Source organism: Tepidibacillus sp. HK-1 (genome assembly GCF_001748485.2).
GTDB lineage: Bacteria > Bacillota > Bacilli > Tepidibacillales > Tepidibacillaceae > Tepidibacillus_B > Tepidibacillus_B infernus.
Window position 1 is genome coordinate 65,904 of sequence record NZ_BDGM02000014.1, and the last position, 14,322, is coordinate 80,225.

Genomic DNA, 14,322 nt, shown 5'->3' on the forward strand with positions numbered 1-14,322 from the left:
GAATAGAGGAGAAAAAAATGAAAATTGCTTTAGTAGCACATGACCGTAAAAAAGATGAATTGGTAAATTTCATGATTGCCTATGAAATTTTTTTTTCAAAACATCAGTTATATGCGACAGGGACTTCAGGAAAGAGGATTATGGAACAAACCAATTTGCAAATTCATCGTTTTCAATCTGGTCCCTTGGGAGGAGATCAGCAAATCGGTGCAATGGTAGCGGAAAATGAGTTGGATCTTATTATTTTCTTTAGAGATCCGCTTACAGCTCAACCCCATGAGCCTGATATTATTGCACTATTACGCTTATGTGATGTTTATGGTATACCTGTTGCCACAAATGTTGCGACTGCTGAAATCCTCGTTAAAGCGATGGAAAAAGGAGATTTTGCCTGGAGAGAGGTTGTACACAAGTATAAAGGAGAATAAATGTTGGAGAAGATTGAAGTTGGAAGAAAAATATTAAAACAACTTAACACGAATAGCTATCAAGCATACTTTGTTGGCGGAATGGTTAGAGACCTTCTCTTAGGAAGGGAAATTCATGACATCGATATCGCAACAAATGCTTTACCCGAAGAGGTGATGCAGATTTTTCCTAAATCAATTCCAACTGGATTGAAGCATGGTACTGTTACGATCGTTGAAGAAGGAGTGCCTTTTGAAGTTACGACCTTTCGTAAGGAGGGTAAGTACCTTGATTATCGTCATCCTTCGCATCTTGAATTTGTCTCTAGTTTAGTTGAAGATTTAAAGAGAAGGGATTTTACCATAAATGCTATGGCCATGGATGTTAATGGTCTATTAATTGACCCATTCCAAGGACAGGCCGCTCTTAAATCTAGGTTGGTTATTAGCGTCGGTAAACCAAAAGACCGTTTTCTCGAAGATCCTTTGCGTATCATGAGAGCTATTCGCTTTGCTTCTCAACTACAATTTCAGATAGAGGAAGAAACAAAACAAGGCATCTTAGAGGTTGGATCCTACTTACAATATATTGCAATGGAGAGAATTAAATCAGAAATGGACAAGATAATGGCTTCAGAAAACCCGGGATATGGAATTTCGGGTTTATTTGAACTTGGCCTGATCCAATATATACGAGGGTTGAAGGATACACGTTTTATAAGCTTATATCCTAAAGAATTGTCTGAATTATTATCTAAAACATCTGATGTCCTCTTACGCTGGGTAATCATATTTTATTTTTTAAAGGAAGAGGAACGGTTGTTTTTATTAAGTGAAATGAAATTTTCTAAAAAAGAACAAGTAAAGATCAATAAAATCTTTAGTGCCTTAACTATGATGCAAGGTGGAATACAACTGATTCAGCTTAAACGTTGCTTGGTTGAATTAGATTTTCAATCGTGTTCTAAAGCCATAGAAATGACCTGGATGTTAGGGCAGATCAGCGAAGAAGAAAGGTTATACTGGCAACAAAAGCTACTCTATACAGATCAAGATTTAAAGGTAAGAAAAATAAAAGATTTAGCCATTACAGGAAATGATCTTCTGCAATTCTTTAATCGCCCAGGTGGGCCTTGGATAAGAGAACTTTTAGAGGAGCTTTTTGAGCAGGTGGTATATGGCCAACTTTTAAACGATCCTAAGATCTTATTAAAGAAATCATTAGAATTAAAAGGGGATCAAAAATGAGGGAAAAGCTAAAGGAAATTTTTTTAAAATCGAATCACCAGTTTATTTCCGGAGAAGAACTAAGTCAACAAATGCAAATTTCAAGAACAGCAATTTGGAAACAAATTGAAGAGTTAAAAAAGGAAGGTTACCAATTTGAAGCCGTAAGAAAAAAAGGGTATCGATTATTAAATGAACCCGATGATATTTCTTCAGAGATCATCCAAAGAGAATGTCACACAAAGATATTTGGGAGCAACGTTGTCTATTTTAAATCAATCGATTCTACCCAGACTAAAGCACATGAATTAGCTAGACAAGGGGCTAAGCATGGAACAATTGTCATTGCGAATGAACAAACAAATGGAAAAGGTAGACTAGGAAGATCTTGGTTTTCTAACGAAGGAAAAGGGATTTGGATGAGTATCCTATTACGCCCCTCTTTTAGTTATAACGAAGCACCTCAAATTACTTTATTTGCCTCTATCATACTTACAAATGCATTAAGAAGTTTATATGGAATTGATATTCGAATTAAATGGCCAAATGATCTGTATTTTGAAAAGAAAAAAATTGCAGGAATTCTTACAGAGATGCATGGAGAGCAAGATCAGATTCACTATTTGATCATTGGAATTGGACTTAATACGCATAAAACCAAATATCCATTGGAACTTAAACAAAAAGCAGGATCTTTAGAAGAATTTATCAATCAGAATCCAAGAAGAATTGAAATTCTATGTAAATTCCTAGAACAATTTGAAAAAAAATATGAGCTATTTCATCAGAAAGGATTTGCACCCTTTTTTGATGAATATAATCAACTTTTATTAAAGAAAGGAACCCCTATCGTTGTTACGCAATCAACATCTTTTATTTATGGTCAAATATATGGGGTAGATGAGAACGGATATTTAATCGTTAAGAAAGAAAATGGAGAAATGATTAAAGTTGTTTCCGGTGATATAACCATCTAAATCAGTTTAGGGTCGTATATTCTTCCTATCTATGACAAACACTGTGGATAGGAAGGGAGGGCTAATTAATGATTCACCATGAGCTATTTGCCCATATGACTCAAACATTGGATCGATTAGGTAAAGAATTTGAGGTTACCAATAGCATAGATGAAGAATTATCTTTATTAGAAAAATATTTATCGATCAAAGAGATGAGTGAAGAGATTACTGGAGAATTAAAAAAATTAAATGAAAAAATACGTCAGTTCGAAAAAGATCATGGTTTGTTAGATATGGATCTTCATGCAATGAAAGATACTGACACGATGACTGAAAAAGATTCTGAAGTCGTCATAAAACTTGATGAAGAGGATTTCATCACTTTTCAAAAGGGTATAGGTTTCTTTGATTTATGGATGTACGATCAAGCTATACTTCATCTTGAGACAACAACGAAGAAATATCCTGATTTTAATTTAGCTCGGTTATATACAGCAATGACCTATTTTAAGAAGAAAGAATACGCTTATTCCAAACGTGAAATTCTGATTCTTTTCAAATATTCAGATGATCCAGACCTTCTTTCTCTTGGACATAATCTATTAGGGATGATCTATGGCCTTAAACGTGATGAAGAACAAGCAATTTATCATTTTAAGAAAGCAATAGAATTAAAGAAGAATTGGACAGAACCTATTTTTAATTTAGCAATGCTTTACTATCAAACTAAGCATTATCATGAATCCATTTCCTATTTGAAAGAATTGGCTCAAATCAATACAAATGATTGGGAAGTCTTATTTTATTTGGGTAAAGCATATCAAAAATTAGGGAAATATGACCAAGCGATTGAATGGCTAAAAAAAACATATACCATTGCCAAACAACCGATGATCGTCCGACAAATCGCCGTTAATTTTGAAAAACGACTTCATTTCGAACAGGCGACACAATGGTATAAAAAATGGCTGGAACTTGAACCTTTTCAACCAGAAGCTTTGCTTGGCTTAGCCAAGAATGAATGGTTAAAAGGGAATAAAGAAACGGGAATGGTTTTATTAAAACAAGCCTTATCCATAAAAAGAGACGATCCTGAAGGGCTATTGTTATTCGCGTGGATGAAAACCGATGCCTTCGATCATAAGCAAGCCTTGAGGGCGTTGAATCATTTATTCCAATTAAATGATGGCAATTCCATTTTTAGTTCCTATATCATTGCAAATTTAGCCAGATTATATTATCTTAATCGAAATCAGCTTAAAACGGATCAATTTTGTTCAATCCTTCTTTCTTCTTCTGATCTAAGAGTGAGTGGATTGGGACACATTGTTAAAGGCTTGATCTATTTAGATCAAAACCAACCTTCAAAATCATTAGAACATTTGGAAAAAGCCTTAATGGCAGGGATTAAGTTTCCCTTCTTAGATTTCTATTTAGGCTATAACCATTATTTACTTGGCCATGTGGAGGAAGCTAAAAATTCTTGGCTAAAGTTGATTCATTAAAGATAAGCCCTTTGTTTTGGGCTTTTTTCTTCTTTCACCTTTTCATATCCTTTATTTCCTAGTATAGTATAAAAGAATGCGTGAAAAGGTTAGAGGTGACACAATTGAATCGCTTTATAGTCATAGATTTAGAAACAACAGGTAATCAGCCGGATAAGGATACCATCATTCAAGTTGGTGCCGTTTTAATAGAAGATGATAAAATCAAACAAACCTATTCTTCTTTTGTATATACCGACAAATTAATTCCATCATATATCCAAGATTTAACTGGAATCAATGAAGATATGCTTAAGAATGCACCAAAAATCGATGAAGTCATGCAAAAGCTGCTTTCTTTATTAGAAGGTTCGGTTTTTGTTGCCCACAATGCCCCTTTTGACTTAGCTTTTATCCAAAATGCTCTAGACCAACTTGGCTACCTCCCATTTTCTGGCCTTGTTATCGATACATTGGATATGTCCAGGATTTTATTACCAATGGTGCAAAGTTATAAGTTAGACTCGATGACACAGGAATTAGAGATTATTCATGAACAACCACACCGTGCTGATGCTGATGCATATGCAACAGCAACTATACTTTTACAATTGTTTAATCGCCTAAAGGAAATGCCATTGGCCTATCTCCAGCGTTTACAAGAATTGATAAAGAACACTCACCACGATTTGTATCTAATCGTAGAAGAAATGACTCATCAAAAAATATGTTTTTATTCTGAAGATGAGCATTATGAGTTGATCAATCAAATCGCCTTGAAAAAAGAAGAGATAGATAATTCTAGGATTCCTACTGAAAAATCAACTAAGTTATCATTCGATCTTATATTTGAAAAAAATGGATTATTATCTGAACGTTTTCCTGATTTTGAAATAAGACCTGCTCAGGAACAAATGGCTTTAGAAGTCATGAATGCTTTTGAGGAAGGATATCATTTAATGGTCGAAGCAGGAACTGGAACTGGGAAATCTTTAGCCTATTTAATCCCTGCTATTTTTTGGGCAAAACAACATGAAGAAAAAATTGTAATTGTTACTCATACAATCAACCTACAAGAGCAGTTATATCAAAGGGATATTCCCTTACTAAAAAAAACCTTACCTTTTGATTTTAAGGCAACGATTTTAAAAGGACGAAATAATTACTTATGTTTAAGAAAGTTTGAACTTCAACTAAATCAATTTCCATATGAAGAACCAAACAAAGAGCAGTCTGTAAATTTATCTCAGATGCTAACATGGGTTGCTCAAACCGAAACAGGCGATGTTGAAGAAATTAACTTATCTTTAAGTGGACGTGATCTTTGGCAACAAGTGAAAAGCGATGCGGATTCATGTTTAAATCGTTCATGCCCTTGGTTTAGACAGTGTTTTTATCATAAAGCAAAACAAAAGGCTCAAAATGCTGATCTTATTATTACAAATCATTCATTGTTATTAACTGATTTAAAAGCTGAACATCGGATTTTACCTGCTTATCAACGGTTGGTGATTGACGAAGCTCATCATTTTAGTGAAGTGGCATCAAAACATTTAGGATTTGAGGTCAATCAATATGTGGTAAACCGTTTATTGCAAAGATTATATAAAGATGCAAAAAATGGTTTTCTTGTTTTGCTTATGAATGATTTGATTCATTCGCAAAATCCAGACTATTTTCCTATTGCCAACTTTATTCAAAACCAGATCATTTCTTTATTACCAAGAATAGAAAATGATTTTCAACTTTATTTTTCAATGATTGGGGATTTTGTGAACAAAGAAGCTTCTGCTCAGGAGAGTGGTCGCAAGACATTAAGAGTTACAGACAAAATAAAAGAACGAGAAAATTGGATCACCATTCAGGAGATCGCGAACAATCTTTATATTCAGCTTACTGACTTAAGCAATTTACTTGAGGATGTTTTGCGCCGATTGAAACATGTTGAAGCAGAAGAAAACATGGTTATTGATTTGAATGGATATCTAAAAGAGATAAAGGAAATGATGTTTGCTTTTTCAGAATGGAATCATCTACAAAATAAAGAAATGGTATTTTGGGTTGAGACAGAAAGTCGTGGAAAAAGATTGAGCTCATACTTATATGCGGCACCGATTGAAGTTGGGTCCTACCTGAAGGAATTCTTATTTGATAGGAAAGAAAGTGTGATATTCACATCAGCAACATTAAGTGTAAATGACTCATTCAACTTTAGTAGTAAGGAATTTGGGTTTGAAGCTGATGATAAAGATTTAAAAAAAATAAAGCTAGATTCACCCTTTCATTACAAGAAACAAGCACTAGTCTGTATACCCAGCGATTTCCCAAATATACAAGAAGTATCTGAACATATTTATATCGAACATTTGGCAAAATATATCGCTGATGTGGCGATTTCTCTTAGTGGAAAAGTTCTGGTTCTCTTTACTTCTCATTCGATGCTACAAAGAACTCATACACTCTTAAAAGAAATTCTAGCACCTTTTCAAATAAAGGTTTTAGGTCATGGCATTGATAGCAACAGTCGTTCTAAACTAACAACGATGTTTACAGAGAACCCGAATACCATTTTGCTTGGGACAAGTAGTTTTTGGGAAGGGGTAGATGTTCCAGGAGAGGCACTAAGCGCCTTAGTTATCGTTCGTTTACCTTTTACCCCACCAAATCATCCGATCAATGAGGCAAAAACAGAGAAATTAAAAGAGAATCATAAAAATCCGTTTATGGAATTATCAGTTCCTCAAGCTATTATTCGATTCAAACAGGGGTTTGGTCGATTAATCAGGACAAAAAAGGATAAGGGTGTTGTCATTATCTTTGATCGTAGGGTAGTTGAATCTCGTTATGGGAAGTCATTTATTAAGTCATTACCCCCAGTGGATATTAAATATCAACCCTTTACAAAAATCATTGCGTTTATTGAGGATTGGATGCAAAAGGAATAAAATTGGTATTTACTCATATAGATAGAGGGTAACATTTCTTTTTGACTAGAAGGTGATTGTTTTGCAATTCACTATCAGAGTCTTCACTGTTATCCTCTTTATTTTTGCTTTTATTTATATTCGTTTACCAGATCAAAAAACCGTCCCTTCAGCCAAATTTATAGAGATTGAGCCTAATGAAATGTTAGTCTCTTTTTTACCACTAAAACAGGGGGAAGCTACTCTCATTCAACTTTCAGATCGAGAATTTTATTTAATTGATACGGGTTCACCTGAGTGTACAGAACAATTATTAACAATGTTAAATCAACATGGAGTTGGGCAATTAAAGGGCTTGATCTTGACCAATCCAAGTGATGATCACTTTGGAGGTTTTAATCAGATTCTCAACCAGTATTCGATACAATCTATCTATATTCCAGAATTAATCTCGTCGACTTTTCCAATTCCCTCTGCTTACCAAAAAAAAATAAAAAAAATAAAAGCTCAGGATGAAATTCAGATCAATCAAAATATAAAAATAGTTGTTCTTTCACCAATCGAACCTCTTTCTCTGTCTCCTCAAGCGAATTCACTTGTTTTTCAATTGATCCATAAAGATGTGCAAATCTTGTTTACAAGCGATATCAATCAAGAAATAGAACAAAGGTTATTAGAACGCTATCCGTTAAAATCTGAAATTTTGAAGGTCAGTGATTTTGGTGGGGTTGCTGGATCTGATGCAACATTTTTGGAAAAAGTGGATGCCCAAGTTGGTATCATTTTCTCAAGTGATCGTGAACTTTATGCATTAAGCGAGGATGTCCTTGAACGGTTAAACGAATCTTGGATGGACGTGATGATTTTAGAAAAAGAAGGAGAAGTGCAAATCCTTAGTAATGGAACGAATTATTCATTAGAAAGAGTTAACTATTGAGGTTAGGTTAACTGATCAATGCAAACAAGCCACAAGCAGGCTTTTTTTTTGTATGATTTTACTATTTCGACGAACACTAACTGAATAGGAGGTGCTTATTAATGCATACCATGTGGAAAGGTTCTATTAGTTTTGGTTTAGTGAATATCCCAATCAGAATGTATGCTTCTACAGAAGAAAAGGAAGTAAAATTTCGCTATCTTCACAGGGATTGCCGTACTCCTTTAAAATACGTTCGTACTTGTCCGACTTGTAATGTAGAAGTGGAATGGGATGATATTGTAAAAGGGTTTGAATATGAGCCAGGGCGATTTGTTTTAATTGACGATGAAGACTTGGATTCGATTAAACCAGAAATCAAGAAATCAATCGAGATCTTAGATTTTGTCAATCTTAGTGAAATTGATCCAATTTATTTTGATAAATCCTATTATTTGTCACCACAAGATACTGGGGAAAAAGCCTATCATCTGCTAAGGCAAGCGATGAATGACACCGGGAAAATCGCCATTGCCAAAATTGCTATCAGGTCAAAACAATCCTTGGCTGCACTGCGTGTCTATCAAAATCTTCTTGTACTTGAAACGATCTTTTACCCAGATGAGGTAAGGGATGTTCAACTTATCCCTGGCATCCCACAAAAGATGAAGCTTGATGATAAAGAATTAAATATGGCTATTCAGTTAATTGAAAATCTTACTGCACCTTTTCAACCGGAAAAGTATACCGATGAATATCGTAAAGCACTTCAAGATCTGATTGCGAAGAAAGTTGAGGGAGAAGAGATTGAACAGGCGCCATCAGCTCCTCAAAAAAATATAATCGATTTGATGCAAGCTTTACAAGCAAGTATCGAACAGACCTCTCCAAATAAAAAGACAACAAGAGGCAGAAAGAAGAAAACAACAGCAAGTTAGGGGTTAGATCATGGAATTCAAACCAATTGTTCCTTTTGAACCGACGATCACAAAGGAGATACCTACGGGGGATAAATGGATTGCTCAGATAAAGTGGGATGGAGTAAGAATTTTATCATATTTTAATGGTCATCATGTCAAACTTTTTAATCGAAAATTAAATGAACGAACAAACCATTACCCAGAATTGATTGACATTCAATCCTATTGTAATGTAAACTCTGTTATTTTGGATGGCGAAGTGATAGCCCTTGGTAATGATGGTAAGCCTTCATTTCACGAAATCATGAAACGAGATGGAATACGCCGGTTAGACAAAATAAAACGTATGCAAAATATTGTACCGATCACCTATATGATTTTTGACATCCTCTATCTTAATGGGGAATGGATTAATAGCTGGCCATTAAAAAAAAGAATAAAGGCGCTTTCAGCGATCATTAAACCTAATCCAACTATACAATTGGTATCCTCTCATCACGATGGTAAGGAATTATTCAATGTTGTGGTTCAACATCAAATGGAAGGAATAGTGGTCAAGAACCTTAACAGTTCATACATCATCAATGGAAAAGATAGTCGTTGGCAAAAGATAAAAAACTATCAAGATTTAATTGCAGTAGTTGGAGGGGTCACCCTTCGCGAGGGGATTGTAAATGCAATTTTATTAGGATTATATGATCAAGAAGGACAGCTTTGGTATATTGGACATGCTGGTACAGGAAAGTTAACACATACTGATTGGAGAAGCTTTACAAAAAAAGTGAAGGAACTTGTGCAAAAAGAACGTCCGTTTATAAATAAACCTGAGCGAATGAATGAGGCAATTTGGATTCGTCCTCAAATCACAGTAAAAGTTAAATTTATGGAATGGACAGAGAATCAAACCCTAAGACAACCAAGTATTCAAGGTTTTGTTGATCATCCAAAAGATGAATGTACTTTCTAAAAGTATGTTATGTAAGAAGGGAATGTTGGTCAGTGAATTCTATCACCATTGATGGGTATCCGGTTCGTATTACAAATCCTGAAAAAATGTTATGGCCAAATTTGGAAATTCGCAAAATTGATTACATTACTAAATTATTAGAACTAGCGCCCTATATATTACCTCATGCTCGAGATCGTTTACTCACAACGATTCGTTTTCCTGATGGCATAGGTGGAAAATCTTTTTACCAAAAGAATATTCCTGTTTATGCACCGAACTGGGTGGAGCGTTACGAATGGAGAGGGGTTCAATATATTCTGCTAAATAATCAGGCAACCTTGGCATGGTTAGCCAATCAAGCTGTTTTAGAATTTCATACGGCGTTTAACCTATATCAAACAGAAGATTATCCAACAGCATTAGTATTTGATTTAGACCCATCTGAAGGACAAATCTTTGACGAAGTAGTTGATATTGCATTAAAGGTTCACGAAACTCTTCATTCTTTACAAATAAAAAGCTGGGTAAAAACCTCTGGGGCAACAGGGTTACAAATTTATATCCCAATAGAAAAGAAATATACTTATGAAACGGCAAGAAAACTTAATGAATTTTTTGCACAATACTTTAGCCAAAAATTTCCTGATATTGTGACAATCGAGAGAATAGTTAATAAAAGGGGGAAAAAACTATACTTTGATTATCTGCAAATGTGGCATGGAAAAACCATAACCATGGTATATTCACCAAGAGCCACAATAGAAGCAACTATTTCCATGCCTGTTGAATGGAAAGAATTAGAAAAAGGAATCACTCCTAAGCAATTTCATTTATTAAATGTAATCGATCGTTTAAAGAAAAAGGGAGACCTTTTTTCCCCATTATTATCCGAATCAGCAAAACAAAATTTAGATCCTATCATACAGTTCTTATCAAAAGGAAAAAATGAAACTTTCTCTGCTGATAAAAAAGGCCTGCAAGGTAGCAGGCAAGAAAGAGGTATAAGGTAGACTAATTTTATTCATACTAAATTTAACAAACATGTTTAAATAGTAAATAAATTATCCTTCATACGAAAATTTCCAATCACTTCATCCTTTGAATCCAGCAAGTCCATTTGATCTTTGAATAGCAAAAACCATGCTGTCATTTCATGAATCTTAATCTGATCTCTTTGATTGACATGTAACGGTGATATTAGACCTTTGGAGATGCTATTCAGGCTTATCACCTCCTTAGGTGTACTGTTATTATTACCTGAAATCTTGCGGATATGAAATCCTATTTCAGGCAGACCCCCATATTTTTGTGATGTCTGTTTTTTCTATCCTTTTTTCACTACTTTAGTCATGTAGCGCGTCTTATGTTCTTAGTGCTAGGGTTTCTGTTTGCACAAAGACTTGACAGAAGTCAAGTTTTCTCTAGTATAATAAGAGAAGAAAAAACTTGGACGAATACAGGAAGAAAATTATACTTAATTTACCGTTAAAAAAGGAAGGTCACTTTATGGGAATTGAATTGATCGCATCAGTAAAAGTCACAGCTACTTCAGATTTATATAAAATAGTGGATCTTTTAAACAAAAATTTAAAATATGACGATCTGATGTTTGGATTAGCAAAAGATGAAAATGATCCAAATTTGATGGTTTTTACCATTTACCGTACTTAAAAAATAAAAGAATTAAAAAGAAAAGTTTATAGGGGATAAAATGAAAAAATTAATTATTAGAACTTTAATCTTGCTGATCATATTGTTAGTTATTGTGTTTGCCTATTTTTATCGAATTTGGGCAAAAGAAAAAAAAATTGAAGAACAAATGGTGATGAAAGCAAGACAAGAGGTTTCTATTTTAGACAAGATAGATGAAATATCCTATTTTACTGGTGAAAAGCAATATTATGTAATTATGGGAAAAGATCATTTAGGTATTCAACTCATCATTTGGCTAAATGAAAATGATAAAATTAATTACCAGTTTTTAACTAATTGGGTAAAAAAAGAGGAGATTGAGAAGAAGGCCTTATCTCTACAACCTAATAGTTCGATTAAACGGATCACACCGGGAATTATGCAGGTAGATCGTTTGATTTATGAGGTACTTTTTAAGGATGACCAAGGAAGATTTGGTTATCAATATTTTGATTTAAAAACAGGGGAACTAATAAAAATGTATTTATTGGGAAAATAATCTCTTTTTAATTTGGCTGTGCAATGTCACAGTCTTTTTTTATTTTTGATGATTTACTATACAACTCTTATGGTAGCAATTACTAAAGAACATATGATATATCATGTGATATACTATTATATGTATTTGATTTACAGATATGGAGGGGCGAAATAAAATGATAAAGAAAAAACCATGGATAGTAACGATCATAATACTTGTATTGTCTCTTGTTGTTTTATTCGGTGGATGGTTTACCTATCAAACCGTTCAAATAAAAAAACCTATTGAAAATGCATTAGCCTCTATTGAAGGGATTATTCTTGATGATTTAAAAATAGATCGAGATCAAATAAACGTAAGTATATCTATTCAAAAAATTGACAACTTTCAGCTGACCTATCACCAAATACAAGATAAATTACAACCCTATCTTGGTAAACGTCAATTAAATTTGGATTTTAAAAGTAAAGGGATTGAGGACGAAAAGTTGATGAAGGCTTGGAGTGAATCCTATTTTTATATTGCACAAGCTATTGATCAACATCAATATAGTTTAATACCCAAAACAATAAATGCCTTAAAGAAGGAATACCTATTAGATAAGGCAAATTATTCTATGGATGAAAATCAAATCTACATTGATCTTCATCAAAAAAATTCTTCTTTATATCTCATTTTGCCTCGAACGAATAATCTGGAGGTGAAAAAGATTGGCTAAACATATTTTTTGGGGAATCATTCCCGCTTTATTTATCTTCTTTGCATTTATTGGTTTAAATATAGGGTCCCTTCTCTTCTTAACCTTGATCGGTGGATTAGCATTTTATCTCACAGAGAAAAAAGGTGGTATACCTGGATTACACCAAGAGATAAAGAAAAAAAATCATATTGTTGGCAAAACCATTATTACTTTTGAAGATATTGGTGGACTCGAAAGAACTAAACAAGAATTAAAAGAGGCGTTAGACTTTTTAATACATTCTGAAGAGATGAAAGAATACGGGATTAGACCATTGAAAGGAATTTTAATGGATGGTCCACCAGGTACAGGTAAGACATTATTGGCAAAAGCTGCTGCAGATTATACGGGATCGGTATTTGTGGCTTCATCTGGTAGTGAGTTTATTGAGATGTATGTAGGAGTTGGAGCACAAAGAGTTCGTGATTTATTTAAAGAAGCAAAAACATTGGCTAAGAAGCAGCAAAAAAATAGTGCGATCATTTTTATTGATGAAATTGATGTAATCGGTGGAAAACGCGACGCAAATAGTCAACGAGAATATGACCAAACCTTGAACCAGCTACTTACCGAAATGGATGGTATCCAAAGTAGAGATCAACCTCAAATCTTAGTTATTGCAGCAACAAACAGAAAGGATATGTTGGATCCTGCTCTATTAAGGCCAGGCCGCTTTGATCGTCATATTTTAGTCGATCTACCTGATAAGAATGCCAGAAAAAAGATTTTGGAAATTCATACTTCAAATAAACCACTAGCGTCAGACGTAGATCTGAATCAAATAGCTATTGAAACGTATCAGTTTTCTGGAGCACAGTTAGAGAGTGTCGCAAACGAAGCAGCGATCTATGCGATGAGGGACAAAAGTAAAGAGATCAAGAGTAAGCATTTTTCAAGTGCGATTGATAAAGTCATCATGGGGGAACAAATGGACCGTACTGCTTCGCAACAAGAAAAAAGAAGGGTAGCGATACATGAACTTGGGCATGCAATTGTTGCTGAAAACGTGAAACCTGGTAGTATCTCGCAAGTTGCTTTGAGACCACGTGGACAAGCATTAGGATATGTTCGTCATAATCCCCAAGAGGAACAATACTTGCATACACGTGAATCATTAGAACAACAGATCATGATTGCTTTAGGGGGTTCGGTTGCAGAGGAGATCTTTTATGGTCACCGTAGTACTGGATCTAAAAATGATTTTGAACAAGCACTAAATTTAGTTAATTACATGATCGATACAGGTTTAACATCTTTAGGAATCGTCAATACTAATTATATTTCGAAGGATAAACTTGAAAAAGAGAGTAATGAGATTTTAAATCTGTTACTACAAAAAACAAGCAATCTGTTACAATCACATAAAGAAGTTATTGTAAAAGCTCTTGAACATCTTGAAAATGAAGAAATACTTTCAGGAGATGAGTTTAGAGAGATGATTCGTCAGCTATCTAATGAAACAATGATAAGCCAAATCGGATGATTTGGCTTATTTTTTAGTGCGCCACGCATGGCGATTAACTAGACGGTGAAAGTCCGTTATGGGGGTATGTAGCAACCAACCATTAGCCTAAGGCAAGGGTGTCCATCGTGAGGTGGAATCTGAAGGAAGCCGGCGGCAAAG

13 protein-coding genes are annotated in these 14,322 nt (G+C 34.3%); all 13 read left to right on the forward strand.

Translation table 11 applies throughout. From position 1 onward, the window contains the following. Positions 1-17 precede the first annotated feature (17 nt). Entirely contained in the window at positions 18-428 is a 411-nt protein-coding gene (mgsA, locus tag BEN26_RS08810; protein WP_069798154.1) for a methylglyoxal synthase, read from the forward strand. Between the two features lie 3 nt (positions 429-431). Continuing rightward, a complete protein-coding gene (locus BEN26_RS08815) occupies positions 432-1,655 on the forward strand; it encodes a CCA tRNA nucleotidyltransferase (protein WP_181482253.1) in 1,224 nt (407 codons plus the stop codon). Beyond that, positions 1,652-2,611, forward strand: coding sequence for a biotin--[acetyl-CoA-carboxylase] ligase (locus BEN26_RS08820; RefSeq protein WP_069798159.1), 960 nt, complete (start codon positions 1,652-1,654; stop codon positions 2,609-2,611). The genes BEN26_RS08815 and BEN26_RS08820 overlap by 4 nt, the downstream gene beginning before the upstream one ends. A gap of 68 nt (positions 2,612-2,679) precedes the next feature. After that, positions 2,680-4,098 (forward strand): tetratricopeptide repeat protein, encoded by a 1,419-nt coding sequence (locus tag BEN26_RS08825; protein WP_069798161.1) that lies wholly within the window; start codon positions 2,680-2,682, stop codon positions 4,096-4,098. A gap of 104 nt (positions 4,099-4,202) precedes the next feature. Then, the gene (gene dinG / locus BEN26_RS08830) at positions 4,203-7,022 is read left to right on the forward strand and encodes an ATP-dependent DNA helicase DinG (RefSeq protein WP_069798163.1); all 2,820 of its coding nucleotides are present in this window, start codon (positions 4,203-4,205) and stop codon (positions 7,020-7,022) included. Positions 7,023-7,083: 61 nt separating this feature from the next. After that, positions 7,084-7,938, forward strand: coding sequence for a ComEC/Rec2 family competence protein (locus BEN26_RS08835; protein ID WP_069798165.1), 855 nt, complete (start codon positions 7,084-7,086; stop codon positions 7,936-7,938). A 101-nt stretch (positions 7,939-8,039) separates the two neighbouring features. After that, the gene (ku, locus tag BEN26_RS08840; RefSeq protein ID WP_069798167.1) at positions 8,040-8,855 is read left to right on the forward strand and encodes a non-homologous end joining protein Ku; all 816 of its coding nucleotides are present in this window, start codon (positions 8,040-8,042) and stop codon (positions 8,853-8,855) included. Positions 8,856-8,865: 10 nt separating this feature from the next. Next, a complete protein-coding gene (locus BEN26_RS08845; RefSeq protein ID WP_069798169.1) occupies positions 8,866-9,804 on the forward strand; it encodes an ATP-dependent DNA ligase in 939 nt (312 codons plus the stop codon). Between the two features lie 32 nt (positions 9,805-9,836). Continuing rightward, entirely contained in the window at positions 9,837-10,796 is a 960-nt protein-coding gene (ligD, locus tag BEN26_RS08850) for a non-homologous end-joining DNA ligase (RefSeq protein ID WP_069798171.1), read from the forward strand. Positions 10,797-11,292: 496 nt separating this feature from the next. Further along, a complete protein-coding gene (locus BEN26_RS08855) occupies positions 11,293-11,457 on the forward strand; it encodes a YpmA family protein (protein ID WP_069798173.1) in 165 nt (54 codons plus the stop codon). Between the two features lie 40 nt (positions 11,458-11,497). After that, the gene (locus BEN26_RS08860) at positions 11,498-11,977 is read left to right on the forward strand and encodes a cell wall elongation regulator TseB-like domain-containing protein (protein ID WP_069798175.1); all 480 of its coding nucleotides are present in this window, start codon (positions 11,498-11,500) and stop codon (positions 11,975-11,977) included. Between the two features lie 157 nt (positions 11,978-12,134). Beyond that, on the forward strand, positions 12,135-12,677 hold the full coding sequence (locus BEN26_RS08865; protein WP_069798177.1) for a hypothetical protein: 543 nt from the start codon (positions 12,135-12,137) through the stop codon (positions 12,675-12,677). Further along, the gene (locus BEN26_RS08870; protein ID WP_069798179.1) at positions 12,670-14,181 is read left to right on the forward strand and encodes an AAA family ATPase; all 1,512 of its coding nucleotides are present in this window, start codon (positions 12,670-12,672) and stop codon (positions 14,179-14,181) included. Before BEN26_RS08865 ends, BEN26_RS08870 begins: the two co-directional genes overlap by 8 nt. The last annotated feature ends 141 nt before the right edge of the window (positions 14,182-14,322 follow it).